We start from the raw sequence: 21,208 nt of genomic DNA, 5'->3' as shown, positions 1-21,208 counted from the left end.
AGGTTTTGTAAAGTGGAAAATACGAAAGCTGTTATGAAATCAGCGAGTATAATGATTGAGAAAAACAGCGTAAAGAAGGTGCGGAAGTTAAATATAAAAGTTTTAGTAAGGGCGATTACTATACCGGTTATTATATTAATAATTTGGCAGTTGGCTGGCGTATTCGGTCTTGTCACTAAAACAGTTTTACCAACACCATTAGATATTTTTCTAGCTTTCCAAGAGCTTATTAAAACAGGAGAGTTATTCGGCCATTTAAGTATTAGTGTATTCAGGGCCGCAGCTGGTTTCTTTATTGGCGGGGGCTTAGGGGTTATTTTAGGAACGATTGTTGGATTTTCAACGAGAAGTGAGCAATATTTAGATCCATCTGTGCAAATGTTAAGAACTGTACCTCATTTAGCTGTTGCGCCGCTTTTCGTATTATGGTTTGGTTTTGGCGAAACATCGAAAGTATTATTAATTGCGGACGGTGCATTTTTTCCTTTATACGTAAATGCGTTTTTAGGGATACGAGGTGTAGACTCAAAGTTATTTGATGTTGCGAGAGTATTAGAGTTTAATAAACGAAAATTAATTACGAAACTAATTTTACCAGCTGCATTGCCTAACCTTTTACTAGGAGCAAGGTTATCGTTAGGTGTTGCATGGGTGAGTTTAGTAGTAGCAGAACTTATGGGATCTACAGAAGGTATCGGTTATATGATTATGGATGCAAGGCAATTTTCAAATACAGATATCGTATTTGTCGGTATTATAATCTTTGCATTCGTCGGGAAGTTTTCTGATTCACTCGTCCGTTTACTAGAAGTGAAGTTTTTAAGGTGGCGAGATAGTTTTAAAGGTGAGACAGGGAATTAATATGTAAATTATTAGGGGTAATTTATATACAGATTTTTAGTTTGCGTTTCAAAATAAATAAGGGGTGTGCAAGAGTATGGAAATATTATGGTTTATTCCGGCTTATGGAGATGGTCGATATTTAGGAACGACAAAACGAGGAAGAGCAACTGAGTATGGTTATTATAAACAAGTTGCTGAGGCGGCTGATTATTTAGGATATACGGGTGTTTTACTTCCAACTGGTCAAGGATGTGAAGACCCTTGGGTGTTAGCTTCAGCTCTTGCTGCTGAAACAGAAAAACTAAAATTTTTAGTAGCAGTGAGACCAGGATTAATGTCACCTACAGTTGCAGCGAGGATGGCATCTACATTTGATAGAATTTCAGATGGTCGATTACTTATTAATGTAGTAGCTGGAGGAGATCCCGTTGAACTACAAGGAGATGGATTGTATCTTGAACATGACGAAAGGTATGAAGCAGCGGATGAATTTTTAAAAGTTTGGAAATCAACCTTGCAAGGTGAAACGATCTCATTAGAAGGAAAACATATTAAAGTTACAGAAAGTAAAGTCGTGTTCCCGCCAGTCCAAACACCGTATCCTCCTATATATTTCGGAGGGTCATCAGCTGCTGGAAAAGAAGTTGCAGCTGAACATAGTGATGTATATTTAACGTGGGGAGAGCCACCTCAGCAAGTAAAAGAGAAAATAGAGGAAGTAAGAAAACTTGCAGAAGAGAAGGGGCGTACGGTACGATTCGGTATCAGGTTGCACGTAATTGTAAGAGAAACAGAAGAAGAAGCATGGGAAGAGGCAGAACGTTTAATTCAATATGTAGATAATCAAACGATTGAGCTTGCTCAAAAGACATTTGCAAGATATGATTCAGTTGGCCAAAAACGGATGACATATTTAAATAAAGGAACAAGGGAGTCGTTAGAGATAAGCCCAAACTTATGGGCTGGAATCGGACTTGTAAGAGGTGGTGCAGGCACTGCACTTGTAGGAGATCCGCAAACGGTAGCGGAAAGAATAAAAGAATATGAAGCGTTAGGAATTGATACATTTGTTTTATCGGGATATCCTCATTTAGAAGAGGCATATGAAGTGGCAGAACTGTTATTCCCTTTATTGAAAGATGAGAAGAAACAAGAAAATAAAATTGTTGGTGAAATGATAGCTGATGCATTTGCATTAAAAAAATAATGAGAAAAAACCCGCAAGCGATTCGCATGCGGGTTTTCATCGTAAACTATCAGAAAATATGGTAAAATTAAATAGTAACTTAAGGTACGGTTGGTTGTTCAATTATCACTTCTCCGAATAGGAGGGGGGTGATAATACATGAGTGAAATAGCGTTGCTACTGCAGGGTGGACTGTTTCTCGTTGCATTGTTAACGTTCGTCGTTGTTTTAATAGACAAGCTCAAAAAATAACAACCCACCTAAGCCAATAGAATGTGGGTTGTTTTGTTTGTAAGAAACAAATAGGATAAGTGAACAATCCAATCTGCTAAGTTACGTGGACTAGTGTGTAGCCGCACACTAGTCTTTTTTATTTATATACAATTTATAATTAGTTTATGTGATTGTATTGTTCTTTTCATACTCATTATAACACAGTGTCTTTTCATGAAGAAAGGAGACCGTATGTTCTGATTTTGATTAAATAGTAGATGATGTTTCTTTAAATAACCCATCCATATACTGTTTTAAAGTTTGGACATAAAATTCTTGCTTATTCACATTATTTACGCCGACAATTGGCGATGCAAGTTCATATCGCTTTTCTGATAAATGAACGACAACATCAAAGATGTCAAACAAACGAATGAAGCAGAATAGGCCGTCTTTATCGCTAAGTAAAATAAAGTAATGGTTTTCACTATTTGTATTTAATGTATTCCATAATGAACTTTTGCTTAAGTCACGAACAATACTCTTTTCTTTTAATTCCATGAAATCGGCATTTGATAGAATATTAGAAATATCAATTGCATCTGGATCTTCAAAGTAGCCATCAATTGTTTGTACAGCGAAAGCGTAAGCCATTTTTAATACGCTCATTTTGTATTTACGGTTATCTAAAAGTAATTCACGTTGAATAGAGCTAGCTACTTTCGTTACACGTTCTTCTTTCCAAATTTCATTATGTAGAGAAATATCGTGCTTTTTACATAGTTTCATAATTAATGCATTGGAATAAAGTATTTCATCACTTACTTCAACAACATCTGTTTCAGCCGCCGCAAGTTCCTCACCATGCTCATTTGTATAGAGAGGGGAGTCGATTTGTTTTTTCATTTGCTCAATCTTAAATTGACTTAATTTATGCCTAATTAAAGGGCGATCAATATTTGTTGTCATTTGTTCATGACAAGTATCACAAATTGAGTTTGTGAAATAATAGCCACATAATATTTCTGGGATGACATATTGTTCACTCAGTTCTTTCGTATCTTTTCTGCAAATGATGCATTGTGTCATTTTTATCACCTTTACCTGCAAATTTGTATGTATTCTCATTGTAGTGTATTTATTGGTATTTTGGAATATTGTAAAGGAAAATATTATGTGAAATTAAAGTTTAATTTGGTACAATAAAGAGAAGTGCTAGTTTAAAGGAGGACGTTTGTTTGAAATCGAAAGTGCACTTTTGGACATTAGAAGTGCTAATGGTTGTAGGAATCATATTTATTTGCACAAAAATATCGTTTCTATTTCAACCGATTGGTATCTTCATATCAACATTGTTTTTCCCAATCTTAATCGCGCTTTTTTTATACTTCATATTTAATCCTGTATTAGTCTTTTTGGAGAATAAAAAAGTACCTAGAAATTTAGCGATTCTACTGTTATATCTTTTTATCATCACATTAACTGCGGTTGGCGTTGGAGTAGTTGTTCCGACGATTTCACAACAGTTAATGGATTTAGTGAAAAATATGCCAGGGTATATAAAAGAGGGAAAAGTATACATACAAGATTTATCACATCACAGATTGTTTGAATGGTTATCTACACAAAATTACGTTTCCATTGAAACAATTGAAAAAAATGCAATTGAATACTTAAAGGATATACCAAATACAATTACGTCGAGTGCAACGGCTTTATTTGGTATCATCACGAACGTTGCGTTAGTTATCTTTACAGTACCGTTCATTTTATTTTACATGTTTAAAGATGGGCATGCCTTTCCAGGAAAAGCGGTTAGCTTATTACCAGAGTCTTACCGTGAAGAAGGACTTCGTATCATAAAGGAAACGAATGAAACGTTATCTGCATATATTCAAGGGCAAGCGCTCGTTTGTATATTTGTTGGTGCTTTTACTTTCATCGGTTATTTAATTATCGATTTACCGTACGCTTTTGTTTTAGGAATTATTGCAGCATTTACAAATATCATTCCTAACTTAGGTCCATTTATCGGTGCGGCACCAGCTGTTATTGTAGGTTTGTTCGTATCTCCGATGCAAGCATTGTACGTAATTATTATTGTTACAATAGTACAACAGTTTGAAAGTAATATTATTTCACCACGTATTATGAGTTCGAAATTAAATATTCACCCGTTAACAATTATTATCTTAATTTTAGGGGTAGGTAATTTCGCGGGAATTATCGGAATGATTTTAGCAGTACCAGTTTATGCAGTAACAAAAACAGTTGTTTCAAACTTAGTAAGATTGTTTAAAACGAAACGAAATAATCGAAAATAGTATATGTTGAGGAAGATACACCGCTTTTTAAGTGGTGTATCTTTCGTTTGTTAATCAATATAAAAAAGTGTATTAATGCGATTTTATTATATGTTTTTTATATATCAAATTTAACGGTAAACTTGTGGGATTTAAGGTCTATAAAACTATGTGGAATCCCTCTGAACTATCCAAATCATTTCTTTACACCGTACTATCAACATCATAATCGACTCCTTTCAAGTTAATTCATATAAATTATAGGTGAGTGTAATATTTACTTTTACAATCACGAATTTCATCAATAATTTGTTTATACTGTTGCTCTTGTTTTAATTCATTTTGAGAAATCGTTTCTTTTTGAATCGTAATAGTTAAAAAGAAAAGGTGAAACTTCATATGTGAATTCCTCCTTTCAAATGGGAATTACAAATGACTACAGTAATGACTCTGTCTTTCTTTTACATAATCCATAGCTTGATTAATTTGACGTTCGTGAAGCATTTCAGTTTCAGAAAAATTATGTTTTTGAATGGTAATGGTTAAATAGAATACTTTAAATTTCATTAGATTTTTACCCCTTTATAAGTTATTTAGAACAGACGATTGTAAAAAGAAGATTGAAGCTCTTTTACTTCGTCCATAGTAGTTTGAACGTGTTGATCGTGTAAAACCTCATTTTGTGAAAGTTTACGCTTTTGAATGGTAATGGTTAAAAAGAATGCTTTAAATTTCATTGAATTATTACCCCTTTAGGATTTATTTAGAACAGACGATTGTAAAAAGAAGATTGAAGCTCTTTTACTTCGTCCATAGTAGTTTGAACGTGTTGATCGTGTAAAACCTCATTTTGTGAAAGCTTACGTTTTTGAATGGTAATGGTTAAAAAGAATGCTTTAAATTTCATGAAGATATTGCTCTTTTAAAATATATTTTTAATACATTTGTGTATAGTATGAAATTTTAATGTCAGTTATTTTATCAGTTGTTTGTTTTACTTGTTGTTTACGAATGATTTCATCTTCAGATAAAGTGTTTTTCTGAAGTGCAGTCGTAAAAAAGAAAACATGAAAAGTCATAAATGAATTCCTCCTTTCGAAAAGGAATTACAGGTGATCACAATAAAGCACTTGGCGCTCCTTAACATCATCCATAGCTTTTTGAATTCGCGCATTATGAAGCAGTTCCGTATTGGAACGTCTATTTCTTTGAATCGTAATACTTAAAAACAATACGCTAATAGTCATTGAATGTTGCTCCTTTCTTTAAAAAATAATGTAAGAGACTAAAAAACCGCACAAAAAAACCACAGGAAGATACAGTTCTCCTACGGCTGGGCGTGAAAAAGCCACAGGAAAGTATACGACCTCCTGTGGCGAATTTATGAATTAAAAGAAATAATATACGATCTTCAATTCTCCATTAGGGTGGTCGAATTCATATTCAATTGTCCGAAAAACAAAGGTGCAGCTAACGCAAAAGTTAATGCATGTAATTGTAATTTCATCATTTTCTTCGACCTCCTTTTAGAATTTTTTTCTTACGTTAGTAATTATATACAATTAATGGATAATTGTAAACCTAAAAATTGAAAATTTTTAATTTTGATTAAAATGCTTATATTTAAAAGGGATTTGAAAAGCAGTATAGTAAGTAACGAAATATCGATAAAAATGGGGGATGCTAAATGAAATATATGCATCGTAATGTGCTCGTTATGCTAACAATTTTTTTATTTATGACGGCTTGTTCTAACGGAGAAAGAATAAAAGATATATCTGATGTTAGGTCAGATGATTTTAAGAAATATACTGGAACGTACGTTGGTAATAATTCAGATGTGGTTGCAATTGTTAAAAATTTACCCGGTGGTGGAACAGTTCAAAGTATAAGTTTAGAAAATGAAAGTATAAAAGTGAACTATGGTGCAAAAGAGCATGAAAATCTGACAGAGGATATGATTGAGACATATTGGTTTGATGGGAAAGATACGATGAAAAAGAACTTTCTCTTTAACGTGATTTATCTTGCAGTTTTAGTACCAAATGCAAAAGGTTACGAGTTTCAAGTAGAAAATAAAATGTTTACGATAAAGCGGGAAGATATACTATCAATCCTGTATGGGAAATTTGATGATTTCCTAAAAGAAAAAGATATATGGGATAAAAATAAAGTAGTAAAGTTCCTTAGGGATAATAACGAAAACATTAAAATGCTTGTGAATGATAAAGATTTTCGTAAATCTTATTTCACTAAATATCCAGTGCAGCAGTTGAAATAATTGTTGAAACTACGGGTTTTTTAAGAGAGTCATTCTTAAACGAATGATTCTCTTTTTATATATAAGAAATTTATGGAAAAAATAATTGCAATGTGATATGGTTAATTGCATAAGTAATGAACCTATGAACCTAAGGTGGTGAAATTGTGAAACCTACTCTAGAACAAAATAAGTTAATATACTTACAAATTGCGGAAACTATTGAATCTGATATTTTAAAAGATATATTGCTTGAAGAAGAACAAGTTCCATCGACAAATCAATTTGCAAAGATGTTACAAATAAATCCAGCTACTGCAGCTAAAGGGGTAAATGTATTAGTAGATGAGGGGATTCTATATAAAAAGAGAGGGATCGGGATGTTTGTTGCAAAGGGAGCAAAAGAAGTCGTACTAAAAAAAAGACAAAATACTTTTATGACAGAGTATTTACCTAAAGTGTGGGAAGAAGCAAAAGTACTAGAAATATCAAAAGGCGAATTGATGGATATGATACAAAAAATTACGAAGGAGGGGAAAGCGTAATGTTTGCACTTGAAACGAAAGATTTAACGAAAAAATATAAAAAGAAAATAGCTGTAAATGAAGTAACTATTTCATTGGAAGAGCATAAAATATATGGTTTGCTTGGAAGGAACGGAGCAGGGAAAACGACACTATTACATTTACTTGCAGGACAAATTATTTCAAGTAGTGGAAGTGTATCAATATTAGGTGAAAATGTATTTGAAAATAGTAAAGCGATGCAAAATATTTGTTTCGTTAGAGTGAAAGAAGAAGCTCATTTAAGTTATAAAGTAAGAGAAATTTTTAAGATGTGTAGCATGTTTTATAAAAATTGGGATGGAGAGTACGCTGAAAAACTTGCTGATAAATTTCAGCTTAATATGACAGAGAAATACCATAAACTATCACATGGTATGCAAACAGTCGTTGGAATAGTACAAGGACTAGCAAGTAGAGCACCAATTACTATTTTTGATGAACCAACTACAGGTTTAGACGCAGCGCATCGTGAGTTGTTTTATAGTTTACTATTAGAAGATTATGGTGAGCATCCTCGAACAATTATATTATCAACACATTTAGTAGAAGAAGTAACTCATGTAATTGAAGAGATAATCATCATAAAAGAAGGAAGATTAGTTGTTCAATCATCAGTGGAAGATTTATTACAACAAGGACATATTATTTCGGGGAAAAAAGATAAAGTGGATGAGTTCTCAATTAATAAAAAAGTTTTAAATCGAGAAGTTTATGGGAACAAAGGCATTACTGTTATATGGGAAGAGCTTTCTAATGAAGATTATTATTCTGTTGAAAAAGAGGGATTAGTAGTTGATAGAATTACATTACAAAAACTATTTATTCATATAACTGGTGGTGAAGTGAAATGACGATGATAATGAAGCAGTTAAAGTTACATATAAAATTTCATTATAAAGCAATTTTAATATTTTGGATTACAGCTTTACTTATAAAAGGAATCACAAGTGTAATGGAGTTAAAAGAAATAAGAGAAGGATTTTTACAACATATATTAAATAATCCTTCGATTGTAATTACATTGTTTATAGTAGTAAGTACTTTTATTATACAGGATGATGTGTTTCGTTTAGCAGTTTCATTTGGAGTAACGAGATTACAGTTTTTCATTGGATCAGTTTGCTATATCATATTACAAGCTGCGGTTTTCTCATTCCTTCAAGTGATTATTTTACAAAATACATTGTATAGAACAGTAAATATTAGTTTAGGAGAACACTCAGTTAAACAGTTTATTGTACAACTATTATTGTATGTTACAATTGCAACTTTTTTTCAAGTAGCAGTAGTGATTAAGAAACGTTTTAAGTGGATTGGTCTTATGATAGGCGGAACATTTTTTATATTATTGAATAGTGTACTTTATGCAGAAGTAGGAATACAGGATTTAAATTCTACATCTAATCTATCTTTAATAGATATCCCATACTTTATTGTCATTTCAATTGTTTTAACTATCGTCTATATCGTGACTAGCGGTATATTTATTCGAAAAGTATCATTTGAGCAAACCATTTAAAGTGTAATTAAATATATATTTTGGGAGAGTAGGAAAAACAAATGGGAGACACTTCTTCACTAATAACCGTCTTTGTATGCATTGCACTACTAATATTTTGGCGTCGTTACCGTTCTATGTACAAACCGATAAAAGGAACAGGAAAACGAATTTTGTGGCCATTACTATTTTTAACGCCAGGGATAATATGGTTTTTTGGTCCCGTACATCCAGCTATTTTACAAGTAGTTTTAGCAGCATGCATTGGGATTCTTTTCGCCGTACCACTTATAATTTTAACAAATTACGAACGAAGAGATGATGGGAATATTTATACGAAAAAAAGCACAGCTTTTCTAATTACTTTTATTGCACTTGTTGTTTTAAGATACGGTTCAAGGCAATATATTGTTGATTTGGATCCACAAACGATTGGTTTATTATTTTATGTCGTTGCCGTTTCGTATATTATTCCATAGAGAATTGCTTGTTATATAAAATTTAGGAAAGTTTGGCGGGAAAATAATAATCCTGCTATATGAAAACTTCTCATTTGAGAAGTTTTTTATTTTTAGATGTAAGCAAAACAATTTGTTGAAGTACAGGCTGCCATACAATATGATAAATATAAAAAATTAAGGGGAAGTAGGGGATATAAAAATGCGTACCATTTTACTTTTTCTAAAGAACATGTCCATCCATGAAATAGAGGACATTAGACTAGAGCATGATCCTTTATTCGGATTAATCCCACCGCATGTTACAATTGTATTTCCGTTTGAAAGTCCTATTTCAAATGATGAGTTGAAATTACATATTTTGAATGTATCAAAAAAGATATATAATATAGAAATTGAATTTGCGAATCAAATAACGAGTGAAGGAGCATATTTGTTTTTACGAGTTGAAAAAGGGAAAGAACAAATAGAAGATCTACGTAATTTCCTGTATACAGGACCTTTATTACAGTTTTTGAAAGAAGACATTCCGTACATCCCGCATGTAACAGTCGGGAGAAAAGAAAGTGCTGAGCTAGCTGCTGAAGTAGTTAAAAGTATTCCTAGTTTTCATGAGAAATTAAATTGTGTGATTAATAGAATTAGTGTGGAGCGAATTGGAGAGAACGAAGAGTCAATTATTGAATTTGAAGTACCATTGCAAAAAAGCTGACAAAAGTCAGCCTCTTTATTTTGTAGCATGAAGTAAAGCGCCAATCGCACCACTATAACCATCATCTTGTAAAAAGATTGGTGTTTTATTTTGATATTTTGTGTAGCTACTAATAATATTTTGAAGGTGTACATTATTACATAGAGTCGAACCAATATAAATAATATGGTCAATGTTTTTTGCTTCGGCGAATTGAAGGCTTAATGCAGTAACGACTTCACCGACAAGTCCTTGTACAGTAGCGATTATATCTGAGCTATTATAATTTGAGTCTGTAATAGCGGCTTTACCAAAATTGCTTGCAGTTAAACTATTATCAATAGGAGAGAGAATACCACCATAAATATCTCCCACCGTAATATCTAGTTCTTTTCTAGAACCTATGTTTGTAAGAGGGATTACATCTTCAAAATGATCAATATTTGTTAATAATTTTGAAAGTCCCATAATAGTACCTCCGCCAACTCCAGTTCCTCCAGCGCGAATATAATGGTCATTATAAACGTAATGGATAGAAGTACCTGTACCGATATTGGTTAAAATAAAGTTGTTTATAGAATGTTTTTCTTCTTTTAATATGTATCGTACACCTGCAAGAGTAGCTTCAAATTCGTTTAGCTCTACTAGTGTATATGCATCTGAAAGTAGTTGTTGTAATAGTTTCGCTTTACCACCTGTAATACATATTTGTTTCATTCTATTATTGCTCTGAAGCCAATCTATAATTTTATCTTGTTCATGTGAATAAAACTTTTCAAAAGCTAATTCCTTTTTTTCATTAATTTAAGCAATTTTCGTTAATGTTCCTCCAGCATCGATACCGATAGTTCTTTCCATTTTCCTACTCCTAACTACGTAATATATTTATCTTATAAGCCCAATTGGCGTGGGATAGATATCCCGGGCGGATCAAATAGTGATTAATCTGCTTGATATATTAATAGTTTTTTTATAGTTACAATAGGGTGGCTGTTAACTGTTGCCGTACCTGTACCGAGAACAAACCCTCGACGGTTACGTGTTAGCTCATAATGTAAATCAAGTTTATCACCAGGGTATGCTTTCTCATGGAACTCAACTCCATCTAATGAGGAGAGAAAGCCTAATCCTTCAGAGTCACTTGTATTTACAAATGCACTAAGCTGAGCAAGTGCTTCTACAATTAACATATGAGGCATATGTTTTTGCGTATCATTTATAAACCATTCGTTATTTGTAATGAGTTTGTATCCTGTCACGGATTCACCTTGTTTTATACTTGTTACTTTATCAATCATTAAAAATGGATAACGATGGGGTAGTGTATCTTTAATGTGCATATGAAAGTACCTCCAATAAATAATACCCCTGCTAAAGTTAAGCAGGGGAGTAGTAACTAATTTTTAACTAATTCCTCTATTTTTTCAAGAGAAAAAATGCCGCTATTTCTAATGTTTTCAACAACTTGTTGTAATACCGCTTTATCTTGAACAAGAGCAATACGTACAAAGCCTTCTCCGTGAGGTCCGAATGCATGACCTGGTGTTACAACGACATTTGCACGATCCATTAATGCATAAGCGAATTCTAGAGAAGTCCATCCATTCGGTATTTCAGCCCATACGAACATACTGCCAGCTGGCTTATCGACATTCCAGCCAAACGTTCGGAACCCATTGACTAAAGTATCTCTACGTTCTTGATAAATGGTGCGGTTTTTCTCGCAAAACTCCGCACCATTTCTTAGTGCTGTAGATGCTGCTTTTTGAATAGGCAAAAATACACCGTAATCTGTATTAGACTTAAATTGCGTAAGCGCTCCGACAATTTCCTCATTTCCAATCATATAACCAATGCGGCTACCTGCTAAACTATAACTTTTTGATAAAGAGTTTATTTCTACGCCAACTTCTTTTGCACCAGGTAGAGAGAGGAAGCTAATTGGTTTGTTGCCATCGAAATAAAATTCAGCATAAGCAAAATCATGGACAACAATAATATTATGTTTTTTCGCGAATGCGATTACTTCTTTAAAGAAATCTTCATGTGCCATTGCTGGAACTGGATTCCCTGGGAAGTTCAAAATCATCATCTTTGCTTTATCGGCGATCTCTTCAGGGATAACTTGTAAGTTAGGTAAGAAATCATTCTCTTTCTTTAATGGCATGTAGTACGATGTTGCACCAGCCATTTGAATACCTGTTTCATAAGCTGTATATCCTGGATCAGGAACTAATATAATATCTCCTGGATTTGCATAAACCATCGGTAAATGAACGAGTCCATCCTGTGAACCCATTAATAATAAAATCTCTTTTTCAGCATTTAATATAACGTTATGAGTGTTATTGTAATATTCAGTTACAGCTTCGTGAAAGTCTTGAATACCTGTTAATGTGTATCCATAGCTTTCTTTTTCACTTGCTGTATGTACCATTGTTTCTCTTACGAAATCAGCAGGAGGCATATCAGGATTTCCGATACTTAAATCAATCATTTTATGACCTGCTGCAATTTTCTCTTTTTTATAGGCACCTAATTCACTAAATATAGAAGATTGGAATGCTTTCATTCTAGTTGCTAACGTGTAAGTCATCAAAACCCCTCCTAAAAAGAGTGCTTTCTTTCTACGTATTTAATTATTCTGAAAACACATATTTACATTTTATCACTTTTTTATGAAAATTAAAACGATTGACAAATTTAGAGGAAGGATTAGTCTATTTTGAAAGAGGACGCTGTATATAGGCTAGAATGGTTAATTGAAATGTCTATTATATCTTTCTACGCGGATTAGGATGACGGGACAAATTGTTGATATAAGTAAGGAACTTAAACTTCTCATAATAAGCACCTCACAGTGAAATTATTTAGATTATTAAGCAATAATACATTCAAGTTAAGAGATTAAAAAGAGGGAAGTGTTTTTGAGAAAGCTTTCTAAAGTGAAATAACGCAGAAAATATTTCCTGCGTCTCATCTGAAATGTAATCATTTCTTTTTATATGTACATAATTTTTCAGCTGTCAAAAAATATACATTTAACGTATCATCGACAACCTTTAAAGTTTGATCTGATGTAAATGAGTTGCCATAATCAATGTGATATACATTAGAATTTTTGACAAATGAACCTTTATATAAATCTTCTTTTTTATTTGTAGTTTGCATTTCTACTAAATTTTGAACAATTTCCTCTTTATTTTCTTTTTTGACAACTGTTTCAAATTTATAATATACAGGACATTCACCGTTTTTATTGTCAACGACTTCCCAAGAACCGTATATATCATTCTTGTTGCAGCCACTAAGTAAAACGATCAGTATAGGAAATATAAGTAGATATTTTTTCATTTTGTGCTCCTTTCTTATTATGGCTAATAAACGTGCGAATAAGATAGAAATATTGTAATAAATAAAGTTTAAATTTTTTTAAAGAATTACTTAATTTCACATAAAAATTGGGAAAAGTATAGCAAAAATAAAAGACATGAATTTAGCGTATTACTAGTTATTCATGCCTATCAGTATAATTTTGGCTATGCCTTTTTGAGGATAAATGAGGAGGAAAGTAGGATGACTATTCCATTTAAAATATATACACTTGCAATAATAAAGGCTAACGTACCTACGCTAAATCCACTTTTATCGAATATAGAAGCGAATGCTGTAGTAGTCAAAAAGACAATGGGAGTTAACAATAAGAAAACGAAACCTGCCACAATTCGCCTTTTAAAGCTATGTTGAGAAAGGGAAATGGTTAAAAAGTTTAGGATGCTAAATATAACTATTACAAAAATAAAGATAATAAATAACTGCATGCCATCATACATTTTCGCAACTCCTTTATTTATTATTTATATACTATATTCGAAAGCGAAAGGGGGACTCCTTTAAATCGTTTCACTTAACATATTAAATGGTTTTTTATAAAACAAAAAGGCATGGCCCAGTATAAAACTGAATCCATGCCCAATAATGTTTACGTTATAAATTCGCAGATTGCGAAGGTTGTTTTTCATAATGTTTCTGTTTAGAAAGGGAAATAGAAATAATCAACAACGAAACGACTCCGAAGATGAGAACCATATATTGCAACCCAATCGTATCTAAGAAGAAGCCAGTTCCAAGTAAGACAATTTGGAACATAACTCTCTCAAACATATTACGGAATGAGAAGAGGCGGCCGTGATAGCTTTTTTCTACTTTCGTTTGGAAAATTGTCGACATAATAGGGAAGAAACAGCCGACACTAAAGCCAAACAAACCAAATGATGTAAGAGCCATCCATTTTATATCGCTAAAGAACAATGAAAGGTGTGCAAAAGCGGTACAAACTGCGAAGAAATATAGTAATTTTTCAGGTTTAAAATAATCAGATAAACGTTTAATAACGAAGGCACCTAACATAAATGCAACACCTTCAATTGTATATATGAATCCTTTAATCGTTGGATCATGTTGCATTTCACTAATGTTAATAACCATTAAATTAAAACCAGCAATAAATAATAGTGGGATGATACTTAATATAAGTGCTGTGAAAGCAATAGGAATTCCTTTTAAAATACGAAATACTTCCATAAAACTATTATCTTTTGCAGCCTGTTTACTTGGCACTGTTGATTTTTTATCTTCAAATTGTAGAAAGAAAGTTGAAAGGAACAATAGAGCATATGCAGCCATTGAGAAGGCATACATATATTGTAAACTCATTACAACTAAAAGAATTCCACCTAGTGAAGTACCTGCAATACGAGCGATTGTACCAACATTCATATGTACACCGTTCATTTGTAATAACTCATGTTCACGTACGATGAGTGGAATTACAGATTGTAATGCAGGGAAATAAAATGCGGCTGAAATTTGAAGTGCAACCATAAAGGCGATCATAAAGGCTATACTTTCAAATTGAATAGCGAAAAACATAAAAATAACACTTAAAACCCGACCAAACCCAGCATAAAGAAGAACTTTTTTCTTATCATACTGATCGATGACCCGACCAGCCATTGGACCAACGATAACACCTGCTAATAGTCCGATAAATAATATAACTGATTTCATAAAATCAGAAGGGACATATTTTTGCATAAATTCTAAGTTGCCAAGAATACCAAGCCATAAACCTAGACCAGCAATAAACTCCCCAATTAAAACGATCCAAACATTTTTATTACGCCACATAATGTAAAACCTCTCCGTCTTTTAAAGTGAAAAACTCGTATATAAAACCTCCTTATTTATGTAGTATTTTTTTACGAACTTTTTTAGAGTCAGAGTCTATATTACGTGTTTCATTAGTGGATTTCAATCTTTTTGATTTGGCGAAAATTGGATTTATGAGTTGATGAAATAAGCATTAAAAATAAAATGAACTTTGAATTAATTACATATAAAAAATAAAAAAAGCAAGAGCGTAATAGTACGTCTCACTTTTCTAAAATACACTTTGTAAATAGAGTTGCTTAATAACTATTATGACCTTGTCCAATTGCTAATGCACTAAAGGTGAGGGGGCCAATAACATCTGCACTTGCAGCACTTGTTAAATTTTCCACAGTTAAAGTGTATTCGTGAATCCCACAGCTTATATTTTTATTAATTGTTTGAAATGTTTCAACGTAATATTGTTCAGAATCTGTAGATCTAATACTTACTTGTGTGTTGAAAATTTCAATGTTGTTACGGAAAACCCTAAACAATATTTGTGATATATCAGTTATACCTTTAACTCCAACTGTAGCAATTAATTCTACTCGATTATCACGTGAATCTTTTATTGGAATTTTTAATTCAATATTTGCTAGAATTGCTTTGTTTGGGGAATCGGGAATTGTAAAAGTAGTTGCGTCAGTTTTATTTATTGGCTGAATAGCTTGGTAATCAATGATATGAGTTATGGTTGTCACCTCCTCATATATCAAAATATGAAGGTAATGACGGATTAGATTGGACGTATATTAGAAGATAGTAATAGAATAGGGTTGAATATAGGGGAATAATATAAAAGCATCAAGAAGAGAACCACGAGTATGTGGTTTATTTCTTGATGCCCTTCCTACATTAAGCAGAATATTCTTCTTTACGAACTTCGAAAAATTCATTACGTAGTAAGTAATTATAAATTTTTTCTGAAACCTCTTCTTCTTCAGACACTAAGTAACGATGATCAAACGCATAGAATGATTTTCCTTTAATTAATTTTACGTAATAGATTTTGCACGCCTCCTCTATCGAATGTATTACTTGCTTTATATTATGGTGGCCTATATACCTGTTAATCATACTTTGGGTTTCAAAAGGTAGAAGTAAAAATGTTAACATGTTGAAATAGCTTACAAATCTGTAATGTTTTTGTCACCTTTTCCGATAGTTAAAAATAACCAATCTCTTCTATACTACAAATAAGTTACATAAAATAAGGAGGGAAAAAGATGGATGAAGTAATTGGAGAAGTTGTAGCAGGTATTTGTGAATTTGTGGTAGAAGTAACGGCAGATGCTATAGGAAATTTAGTTTCTGGAAATGATGAGGAAAAGGAAACATTGTAATAGGTTGTAAAAGTATAAAGGTAACTAAAATATAAAGGCTGATTCCTAAAGGGAAGTCAGCTTTTTTATTTTTTACATTTTATTAACTTTATTTAAATATTCATTTGTTATGATATTAGTGAAGCTAATTAAGGGGGTGAAAAAATGAATATGCCGAATTTTGGGACTGATGTATCTGATTTTCGTTTGATTGTGGCGAATGTAGATGAAAGGGAATATCATTTTATTGTTCGGGAACATCCGATTTTAGGGAAAATTATATCGCTATTTGAAAATGGAAAAGAATATGGCTTAATAGACAAACAAATCGCTATTAAAGATACATTTATTAAATCGGAGCTTACTAAGTTAGATGGTTTTAATATCGATATACTTCATCATACACCTGGATGGATATGGATTGGCATGAATCAATTTGGTTTACATGCTCGAGAGGCTACTTATAATGAAGTAGAAGTTATTATGAAGTTGAAAGAGGATTTATATTACATAGATATATATGAGGAAATAAAAATGTAATAGATATTTAGTTGGGTTAGGGGATTAGTTCCCATAACCTTTTTTATTTTAAAGTAATATTCATATCATTTTGACGATGGTCTGTCTGTATTACAAGAGGTGAGCTGAAAAGAGGATTTGAAAATACATAAAGAGAACTTTAATTATTATATGAATCATATATGTTAATAACAATAGAAGGAAGATGATAAAATGAGTAAGGAAGAGCTTATGAAACAACAGTTTGGTAATAATGCAGAAAAGTATGTAAAAAGTAAAATTCATGCTAAAGGACTGGATTTACAATATGTAGTTCAACAAGTTGAACCTCGTCATAATAATCGTCTTCTTGATATTGCTACTGGTGGTGGACATGTTGCAAATTTATTAGCACCATTGTTTAAAGAAGTAGTTGCATTAGATTTAACTGAAAAAATGTTAGAGAATGCGAAAAAATTCATTTTAGGTAATGGGCATGACAATGTATCTTTTATCGTTGGACATGCTGAAAAATTGCCATTTGCTGATAAAGCATTTGATACAATTACATGCAGGATTGCAGCACATCATTTTACAAATCCGACGCGATTTATTTATGAAGTAAATCGAACGTTAGAAGATGATGGATTATTTATTTTAATAGATAATGTTTCGCCAGAAAATAATGAATATGATACATTTTATAATTTTATAGAAAAAAAGCGTGATCCGAGTCATGAAAGAGCTTTGAAAAAGACAGAATGGATTACTTTATTAGAAAAAAATGGTTTGCAAATGCAGTCATGCTTCACTTTCGATAAAAAGTTTGATTTCGACTGGTGGTGTGACATGCTGGAAGTACCTATGCAAAAGCGTGAAAAATTAACAGAGTGTATGATGAAAACACCAAACGAAATGAAGGAATACTTTCATATTCTATTTGAAAATAATAAAGTAAAGTCGTTCTATACTGAAATGGCTATGTTTATTTGTAAAAAAAGTACAACATTAAAAAGATAAATTTCTTGAAGTCTTTTCAAAGTGCGTTATACTTAGTACTGAGAAAATGAGAATTGAGGAATTGCAATAATGATTCGCGTACGTATTGAAGGAACTGAAGAAGAAATGCTTGAATTTATGGAGAAAATGCCGGACATTCCTGGATTTGAAAAAACGCATATGAGAGAACCGAGAAAAGGAAACAATCCAAAATACGATTCAAGTAAGAATGTATTAGCATATTTGTCTTATAAAAAGATTGAAGTCGCCAATAAATAGGCGGCTTTTTTAGTTTGCATCGTTTCACCGCCTTGTCTTTTTCACATAATAATAATAGTAGATTATGCTGAAGAGAGGTGAGGATTGTTAATAAGAAAATTATCTTTTTTGGAGACTTTGGTATTGACGATGCAGTTGCGTTAATTTATGCAAATAAAACTTGTAAATTAGATATTATAGGAATTGTCGCAGAGTATGGGAATGTATCGCGAGAAATCGTTACAGAGAATGTATATTTTTTAGAAAAATACTATGCTACAGAAGTGAAAATCATCGAAGGTGCAGCTAGACCAATGACAGCTGAAGAGCCTTTATTCTTCCCGGAAATTCATGGGGATCACGGTTTAGGGCCAATTATTCCACCTGAAATGAGAATTTGTAAACGGGAAAATTTTTGTGAATTAATTAAATTAATTGAGCCTTGTCCAGAAGATATAGTTATTGTGGCGACAGGAAGATTAACAACACTTGCAACGTTATTTTTATTATATCCAAATGTAATGAATCGTATTTGTTCTTATTATATTATGGGAGGCGCTTTCTTATTTCCAGGTAATGTTACACCCGTGTCTGAAGCGAATTTTTATGGCGATCCAATTGCGGCGAATATTGTTATGAAGTATGCGCAGAACGCTACTATATATCCGTTAAATGTAACACAGGCTGCGCTTATTACTCCTGAAATGCTTGATATTATTAATAAAGAAGGAACGGGACAGGCGAAACTCATTAAACCAATGATCGATTTTTATTATGAGAACTTTTATAAAAAGGAATACCCGGGTATTACTGGGAGTCCTATTCATGATTTACTGCCGTTTATTTCGTTTATAAATGATGATATTTTTGAATATAAAAAATCAGCAGTTTGGATTAGTACGACGAATGATGTAACGAGAGGACAAAGTGTTGCGGATTTTAGAAAAATAGCTGAGCCAACCACGTTTGATAATAGGCCTGTACAAAAAATTGCGGTTGGTTTTAATTATCCAGTTTTTAAAGAAGAATTTATGAGGACGATATTAAAGCCTGATTGTCCCTAATATGTAAAATGTGAAGTTGTAAAATCATTTGTCCAGTGAGCTTCGTTCTCAAATAATCTAATAGTTGAGCTGTATGAATAACTTATGAAAAATGAAACATAACTAATGGTAAGCAATTGTTTCTGATTATAGTTTGATTGGTGAATTATAAAGGAGGTTATCATATGATTTGGTCTTTAATTGTCGGTGGTATATTAGGTTGGTTTGCAAGCTTAATTACTGGAAGGGATGTACCTGGCGGTGTAATTGGTAATATTATTGCTGGTATTGTCGGTTCTTGGCTTGGTACAGCGTTACTTGGTAAATTTGGACCTATTATAGGTGGATATGCGATTGTTCCAGCCTTAATAGGTGCGATTATTTTGATTTTCATCGTAAGCTTTATATTCCGGGCGATGCGAAAATGAATACAGGGGGCTGTTTACATTTGTAAGCAGTCCCTTTGAATTATATGGCCTAATCTGTTATGCTACTGTTATACAATCAGGAGGTGTCAGCATTGAAATCATATACAGTAAATTTCCATCAAGAAGATAATGCAAAAGCGACAACAGTACATAAATTAAGTGAAGAGGACTTCAATAAAGCAACAGAAAAAGGTACTCGTCATCTATTTGATTTAGATACAAACGTTGGTTTCTTCGTATTCTTTGACGCAGAAGATGCAGAAGGAAATGATCAATACTTAATGTTACAATATGAAGGAGATCACGAAGAGCCAAGTGCTTGCTACGGATTTGATTTGAAATTATACTATCAATTTTTAGCATTATACTTAAATGATCTTGAATTCCAAGGTGAAACAAATGAAGAAGAGGAAGAATATGGTCCAATTCATCATTTAGCGCACTTACTTTATCATATTGTAGAAGATGGTAAGTCAATCGAAGTGTAATATACATATTTGAAGCTGTCCAATATTGGACAGCTTTTTAATTATATAATAAAGGTACATGTATGTTGTATGCTAAAAAGTTGAGGGGAAATGGAATTTTCCGAAGGGTTGTTTATTTCTTCCATGTTTCAATCGGAATACATCTGTTATAATGAGCATAATTAAATTCATGGGGGCTAATTCAATGCTTGTAGATGTAAAACATTTTATTAAAGCGGCAAGTTTAACATGTATAACGGCACTGAGTGGAGATAATACATTTGCTCATAATTTTGAAACTGTAAAAAGTACGATTTCTACATACGTAAAGAAAGTAAGACTTACCTCTTAGTTTTGCTTTTAAAGCTTATCTACATATGTTATTTTGGAAAGAATCTGTATTATTTCAGGTTCTTTTTAATTTATACTAAAGTATAGATAAGTTCATCTATTATTTGAAAATCTTTTTATATAAATGTATTATTATAAAGGTCATAAATTTTAGAAAAGAGGTGAATTTCGTGAAAAGTTTTGGCATGCTAGCAAGCTCTGCTTTGTTTTCTCTGTTTCTGTTATTATTTAATGTTCAATCGTTTTATAATAAATACACAGAAGAAAATACATATTATTGGATAAATGGTGTATTAGCAGTGATATTCCTTATATCGTTTATCATACATATAAAAGATATTATAAAGAAAAATTATACAACTTCATTAAAACAAGAGTAGAGAGAATCATATGTTTACTAATAAGAAATGATGTAATTAAATTTCAAACCTTAAAAATATGAGACCAGCAGGGAAATGTTACGTAGTTTCTGTTGGTTTTTTGCGTTTTTGTGACGTACTTTATTCAAGGTGACAGAAGAAGGATAAAGCATGTAAGAAGAGAAGGTGTATAGTAAGGAAAAACAACACATCTCAACCTGTTTGAAATCAATGTAAGATAAAAATCATGT

The 21,208-nt window shown here is 32.3% G+C and carries 32 protein-coding genes and 1 pseudogene; 18 read left to right on the top strand and 15 right to left on the bottom strand.

The features are described 5' to 3' along the window. The first annotated feature begins 12 nt into the window (after positions 1 to 12). The 3 genes from MHH42_RS14500 (at position 13) to MHH42_RS14490 (ending at position 2,281) form a co-directional block, all read left to right on the top strand. Entirely contained in the window at positions 13 to 861 is an 849-nt protein-coding gene (locus MHH42_RS14500) for an ABC transporter permease (protein ID WP_000432143.1), read from the top strand. Positions 862 to 937: 76 nt separating this feature from the next. Further along, a complete protein-coding gene (gene ssuD / locus MHH42_RS14495; RefSeq protein WP_053446316.1) occupies positions 938 to 2,050 on the top strand; it encodes an FMNH2-dependent alkanesulfonate monooxygenase in 1,113 nt (370 codons plus the stop codon). A 138-nt stretch (positions 2,051 to 2,188) separates the two neighbouring features. Continuing rightward, positions 2,189 to 2,281 (top strand): putative holin-like toxin, encoded by a 93-nt coding sequence (locus MHH42_RS14490; RefSeq protein WP_001289320.1) that lies wholly within the window; start codon positions 2,189 to 2,191, stop codon positions 2,279 to 2,281. 228 nt (positions 2,282 to 2,509) lie between these two features. Here the strand turns inward: MHH42_RS14490 and MHH42_RS14485 are convergent, their stop codons facing one another. Beyond that, a complete protein-coding gene (locus tag MHH42_RS14485; protein ID WP_000189690.1) occupies positions 2,510 to 3,331 on the bottom strand; it encodes an HNH endonuclease in 822 nt (273 codons plus the stop codon). A 149-nt stretch (positions 3,332 to 3,480) separates the two neighbouring features. Here MHH42_RS14485 and MHH42_RS14480 point away from each other — a divergent pair, with 149 nt between their 5' ends. Then, positions 3,481 to 4,566 (top strand): AI-2E family transporter, encoded by a 1,086-nt coding sequence (locus MHH42_RS14480; protein WP_000837897.1) that lies wholly within the window; start codon positions 3,481 to 3,483, stop codon positions 4,564 to 4,566. 237 nt (positions 4,567 to 4,803) lie between these two features. Here MHH42_RS14480 and MHH42_RS14475 read toward each other — a convergent pair whose 3' ends face one another. The 6 genes from MHH42_RS14475 to MHH42_RS14450 are packed head-to-tail and all read right to left on the bottom strand — an operon-like array spanning position 4,804 to position 5,792. Further along, positions 4,804 to 4,944, bottom strand: a complete 141-nt coding sequence (locus tag MHH42_RS14475; protein WP_000668494.1) for a YrzI family small protein — start codon at positions 4,942 to 4,944, stop codon at positions 4,804 to 4,806. Between the two features lie 27 nt (positions 4,945 to 4,971). Further along, positions 4,972 to 5,112, bottom strand: coding sequence for a YrzI family small protein (locus MHH42_RS14470; RefSeq protein WP_000669820.1), 141 nt, complete (start codon positions 5,110 to 5,112; stop codon positions 4,972 to 4,974). Between the two features lie 26 nt (positions 5,113 to 5,138). Next, positions 5,139 to 5,282, bottom strand: a complete 144-nt coding sequence (locus MHH42_RS14465) for a YrzI family small protein (RefSeq protein ID WP_000668979.1) — start codon at positions 5,280 to 5,282, stop codon at positions 5,139 to 5,141. Positions 5,283 to 5,308: 26 nt separating this feature from the next. Then, positions 5,309 to 5,452, bottom strand: coding sequence for a YrzI family small protein (locus MHH42_RS14460; protein ID WP_000668979.1), 144 nt, complete (start codon positions 5,450 to 5,452; stop codon positions 5,309 to 5,311). A 28-nt stretch (positions 5,453 to 5,480) separates the two neighbouring features. After that, positions 5,481 to 5,624 carry a YrzI family small protein gene (locus MHH42_RS14455; protein ID WP_000142746.1) on the bottom strand — a complete coding sequence of 48 codons (144 nt, stop codon included), beginning with the start codon at positions 5,622 to 5,624 and terminating at the stop codon, positions 5,481 to 5,483. 27 nt (positions 5,625 to 5,651) lie between these two features. Next, the gene (locus tag MHH42_RS14450; protein ID WP_000156182.1) at positions 5,652 to 5,792 is read right to left on the bottom strand and encodes a YrzI family small protein; all 141 of its coding nucleotides are present in this window, start codon (positions 5,790 to 5,792) and stop codon (positions 5,652 to 5,654) included. A 440-nt stretch (positions 5,793 to 6,232) separates the two neighbouring features. Between MHH42_RS14450 and MHH42_RS14445 the strand changes: the two genes are divergently transcribed. The 6 genes and pseudogenes from MHH42_RS14445 to MHH42_RS14420 all read left to right on the top strand — a co-directional run bounded on the left by MHH42_RS14445 (position 6,233) and on the right by MHH42_RS14420 (position 10,039). Beyond that, the gene (locus tag MHH42_RS14445; protein ID WP_016108606.1) at positions 6,233 to 6,826 is read left to right on the top strand and encodes a DUF4825 domain-containing protein; all 594 of its coding nucleotides are present in this window, start codon (positions 6,233 to 6,235) and stop codon (positions 6,824 to 6,826) included. Positions 6,827 to 6,972: 146 nt separating this feature from the next. Next, positions 6,973 to 7,350 carry a GntR family transcriptional regulator gene (locus MHH42_RS14440; RefSeq protein ID WP_000805198.1) on the top strand — a complete coding sequence of 126 codons (378 nt, stop codon included), beginning with the start codon at positions 6,973 to 6,975 and terminating at the stop codon, positions 7,348 to 7,350. Beyond that, positions 7,350 to 8,222: an ATP-binding cassette domain-containing protein gene (locus MHH42_RS14435; protein WP_016108605.1), complete on the top strand. Its 873-nt coding sequence runs from the start codon at positions 7,350 to 7,352 to the stop codon at positions 8,220 to 8,222. The genes MHH42_RS14440 and MHH42_RS14435 overlap by 1 nt, the downstream gene beginning before the upstream one ends. Further along, positions 8,219 to 8,890 (top strand): DUF4052 family protein, encoded by a 672-nt coding sequence (locus MHH42_RS14430; RefSeq protein WP_016108604.1) that lies wholly within the window; start codon positions 8,219 to 8,221, stop codon positions 8,888 to 8,890. Before MHH42_RS14435 ends, MHH42_RS14430 begins: the two co-directional genes overlap by 4 nt. 41 nt (positions 8,891 to 8,931) lie before the next feature. Continuing rightward, positions 8,932 to 9,411, top strand: a pseudogene (locus MHH42_RS14425) (cytochrome c biogenesis protein CcdC). Between the two features lie 118 nt (positions 9,412 to 9,529). After that, positions 9,530 to 10,039, top strand: a complete 510-nt coding sequence (locus MHH42_RS14420; RefSeq protein WP_016108602.1) for a 2'-5' RNA ligase family protein — start codon at positions 9,530 to 9,532, stop codon at positions 10,037 to 10,039. Positions 10,040 to 10,054: 15 nt separating this feature from the next. Here the strand turns inward: MHH42_RS14420 and coaW are convergent, their stop codons facing one another. The 8 genes from coaW to MHH42_RS14380 form a co-directional block, all read right to left on the bottom strand. Further along, positions 10,055 to 10,822: a type II pantothenate kinase gene (gene coaW / locus MHH42_RS14415; RefSeq protein WP_229181213.1), complete on the bottom strand. Its 768-nt coding sequence runs from the start codon at positions 10,820 to 10,822 to the stop codon at positions 10,055 to 10,057. Positions 10,823 to 10,959: 137 nt separating this feature from the next. Then, on the bottom strand, positions 10,960 to 11,358 hold the full coding sequence (locus MHH42_RS14410) for a 3-hydroxyacyl-ACP dehydratase FabZ family protein (protein WP_000547668.1): 399 nt from the start codon (positions 11,356 to 11,358) through the stop codon (positions 10,960 to 10,962). A 56-nt stretch (positions 11,359 to 11,414) separates the two neighbouring features. After that, positions 11,415 to 12,614, bottom strand: a complete 1,200-nt coding sequence (locus MHH42_RS14405) for an LL-diaminopimelate aminotransferase (protein WP_016108600.1) — start codon at positions 12,612 to 12,614, stop codon at positions 11,415 to 11,417. Positions 12,615 to 13,009: 395 nt separating this feature from the next. Further along, positions 13,010 to 13,372, bottom strand: a complete 363-nt coding sequence (locus MHH42_RS14400) for a hypothetical protein (protein WP_000760384.1) — start codon at positions 13,370 to 13,372, stop codon at positions 13,010 to 13,012. 185 nt (positions 13,373 to 13,557) lie between these two features. Further along, entirely contained in the window at positions 13,558 to 13,851 is a 294-nt protein-coding gene (locus MHH42_RS14395) for a hypothetical protein (protein ID WP_002093668.1), read from the bottom strand. Between the two features lie 154 nt (positions 13,852 to 14,005). Beyond that, complete coding sequence (locus tag MHH42_RS14390) at positions 14,006 to 15,208, bottom strand: MFS transporter (RefSeq protein ID WP_000269231.1); 1,203 nt, start codon at positions 15,206 to 15,208, stop codon at positions 14,006 to 14,008. 281 nt (positions 15,209 to 15,489) lie between these two features. After that, complete coding sequence (locus tag MHH42_RS14385) at positions 15,490 to 15,924, bottom strand: hypothetical protein (RefSeq protein ID WP_033657360.1); 435 nt, start codon at positions 15,922 to 15,924, stop codon at positions 15,490 to 15,492. Between the two features lie 163 nt (positions 15,925 to 16,087). Continuing rightward, entirely contained in the window at positions 16,088 to 16,240 is a 153-nt protein-coding gene (locus tag MHH42_RS14380; RefSeq protein WP_073990761.1) for a YqbF domain-containing protein, read from the bottom strand. A 485-nt stretch (positions 16,241 to 16,725) separates the two neighbouring features. Here MHH42_RS14380 and MHH42_RS14375 point away from each other — a divergent pair, with 485 nt between their 5' ends. The 8 genes from MHH42_RS14375 (at position 16,726) to MHH42_RS14340 (ending at position 20,978) form a co-directional block, all read left to right on the top strand. Then, positions 16,726 to 17,094, top strand: coding sequence for a hypothetical protein (locus MHH42_RS14375; RefSeq protein ID WP_033657361.1), 369 nt, complete (start codon positions 16,726 to 16,728; stop codon positions 17,092 to 17,094). Positions 17,095 to 17,286: 192 nt separating this feature from the next. Further along, positions 17,287 to 18,072, top strand: a complete 786-nt coding sequence (locus MHH42_RS14370; protein WP_000031294.1) for a class I SAM-dependent methyltransferase — start codon at positions 17,287 to 17,289, stop codon at positions 18,070 to 18,072. A 69-nt stretch (positions 18,073 to 18,141) separates the two neighbouring features. Continuing rightward, positions 18,142 to 18,330 (top strand): DUF3970 family protein, encoded by a 189-nt coding sequence (locus MHH42_RS14365; RefSeq protein ID WP_000621879.1) that lies wholly within the window; start codon positions 18,142 to 18,144, stop codon positions 18,328 to 18,330. Between the two features lie 77 nt (positions 18,331 to 18,407). Next, complete coding sequence (locus tag MHH42_RS14360; protein WP_016108598.1) at positions 18,408 to 19,373, top strand: nucleoside hydrolase; 966 nt, start codon at positions 18,408 to 18,410, stop codon at positions 19,371 to 19,373. A gap of 164 nt (positions 19,374 to 19,537) precedes the next feature. Further along, positions 19,538 to 19,780 carry a GlsB/YeaQ/YmgE family stress response membrane protein gene (locus MHH42_RS14355; protein WP_000638302.1) on the top strand — a complete coding sequence of 81 codons (243 nt, stop codon included), beginning with the start codon at positions 19,538 to 19,540 and terminating at the stop codon, positions 19,778 to 19,780. A gap of 92 nt (positions 19,781 to 19,872) precedes the next feature. Further along, the gene (locus MHH42_RS14350) at positions 19,873 to 20,268 is read left to right on the top strand and encodes a hypothetical protein (protein WP_000844593.1); all 396 of its coding nucleotides are present in this window, start codon (positions 19,873 to 19,875) and stop codon (positions 20,266 to 20,268) included. Positions 20,269 to 20,452: 184 nt separating this feature from the next. Then, entirely contained in the window at positions 20,453 to 20,599 is a 147-nt protein-coding gene (locus MHH42_RS14345; RefSeq protein ID WP_000959555.1) for a hypothetical protein, read from the top strand. Between the two features lie 169 nt (positions 20,600 to 20,768). Further along, positions 20,769 to 20,978, top strand: a complete 210-nt coding sequence (locus MHH42_RS14340) for a hypothetical protein (protein WP_000834516.1) — start codon at positions 20,769 to 20,771, stop codon at positions 20,976 to 20,978. The last annotated feature ends 230 nt before the right edge of the window (positions 20,979 to 21,208 follow it).

The organism is Bacillus sp. FSL L8-0099 (genome assembly GCF_038006385.1).
Lineage (GTDB): Bacteria > Bacillota > Bacilli > Bacillales > Bacillaceae_G > Bacillus_A > Bacillus_A toyonensis.
The sequence above is the reverse complement of the archived record's forward strand: the minus strand, read 5'-3'. Positions and strand labels throughout refer to the sequence as shown.

What these genes read in the sequence shown, in the direction of transcription:
- ssuD (WP_053446316.1), top strand. Translation starts at nt 938, where the DNA reads ATGGAAATATTATGGTTTATTCCGGCTTATGGAGATGGTCGATATTTA.
- MHH42_RS14490 (WP_001289320.1), top strand. Translation starts at nt 2,189, where the DNA reads ATGAGTGAAATAGCGTTGCTACTGCAGGGTGGACTGTTTCTCGTTGCA.
- MHH42_RS14485 (WP_000189690.1), bottom strand. Translation starts at nt 3,331, where the DNA reads ATGACACAATGCATCATTTGCAGAAAAGATACGAAAGAACTGAGTGAA.
- MHH42_RS14475 (WP_000668494.1), bottom strand. Translation starts at nt 4,944, where the DNA reads ATGAAGTTTCACCTTTTCTTTTTAACTATTACGATTCAAAAAGAAACG.
- MHH42_RS14470 (WP_000669820.1), bottom strand. Translation starts at nt 5,112, where the DNA reads ATGAAATTTAAAGTATTCTATTTAACCATTACCATTCAAAAACATAAT.
- MHH42_RS14465 (WP_000668979.1), bottom strand. Translation starts at nt 5,282, where the DNA reads ATGAAATTTAAAGCATTCTTTTTAACCATTACCATTCAAAAGCGTAAA.
- MHH42_RS14460 (WP_000668979.1), bottom strand. Translation starts at nt 5,452, where the DNA reads ATGAAATTTAAAGCATTCTTTTTAACCATTACCATTCAAAAACGTAAG.
- MHH42_RS14455 (WP_000142746.1), bottom strand. Translation starts at nt 5,624, where the DNA reads ATGACTTTTCATGTTTTCTTTTTTACGACTGCACTTCAGAAAAACACT.
- MHH42_RS14450 (WP_000156182.1), bottom strand. Translation starts at nt 5,792, where the DNA reads ATGACTATTAGCGTATTGTTTTTAAGTATTACGATTCAAAGAAATAGA.
- MHH42_RS14445 (WP_016108606.1), top strand. Translation starts at nt 6,233, where the DNA reads ATGAAATATATGCATCGTAATGTGCTCGTTATGCTAACAATTTTTTTA.
- MHH42_RS14435 (WP_016108605.1), top strand. Translation starts at nt 7,350, where the DNA reads ATGTTTGCACTTGAAACGAAAGATTTAACGAAAAAATATAAAAAGAAA.
- MHH42_RS14430 (WP_016108604.1), top strand. Translation starts at nt 8,219, where the DNA reads ATGACGATGATAATGAAGCAGTTAAAGTTACATATAAAATTTCATTAT.
- MHH42_RS14420 (WP_016108602.1), top strand. Translation starts at nt 9,530, where the DNA reads ATGCGTACCATTTTACTTTTTCTAAAGAACATGTCCATCCATGAAATA.
- MHH42_RS14410 (WP_000547668.1), bottom strand. Translation starts at nt 11,358, where the DNA reads ATGCACATTAAAGATACACTACCCCATCGTTATCCATTTTTAATGATT.
- MHH42_RS14405 (WP_016108600.1), bottom strand. Translation starts at nt 12,614, where the DNA reads ATGACTTACACGTTAGCAACTAGAATGAAAGCATTCCAATCTTCTATA.
- MHH42_RS14400 (WP_000760384.1), bottom strand. Translation starts at nt 13,372, where the DNA reads ATGAAAAAATATCTACTTATATTTCCTATACTGATCGTTTTACTTAGT.
- MHH42_RS14395 (WP_002093668.1), bottom strand. Translation starts at nt 13,851, where the DNA reads ATGTATGATGGCATGCAGTTATTTATTATCTTTATTTTTGTAATAGTT.
- MHH42_RS14390 (WP_000269231.1), bottom strand. Translation starts at nt 15,208, where the DNA reads ATGTGGCGTAATAAAAATGTTTGGATCGTTTTAATTGGGGAGTTTATT.
- MHH42_RS14375 (WP_033657361.1), top strand. Translation starts at nt 16,726, where the DNA reads ATGCCGAATTTTGGGACTGATGTATCTGATTTTCGTTTGATTGTGGCG.
- MHH42_RS14370 (WP_000031294.1), top strand. Translation starts at nt 17,287, where the DNA reads ATGAGTAAGGAAGAGCTTATGAAACAACAGTTTGGTAATAATGCAGAA.
- MHH42_RS14365 (WP_000621879.1), top strand. Translation starts at nt 18,142, where the DNA reads ATGATTCGCGTACGTATTGAAGGAACTGAAGAAGAAATGCTTGAATTT.
- MHH42_RS14355 (WP_000638302.1), top strand. Translation starts at nt 19,538, where the DNA reads ATGATTTGGTCTTTAATTGTCGGTGGTATATTAGGTTGGTTTGCAAGC.
- MHH42_RS14345 (WP_000959555.1), top strand. Translation starts at nt 20,453, where the DNA reads ATGCTTGTAGATGTAAAACATTTTATTAAAGCGGCAAGTTTAACATGT.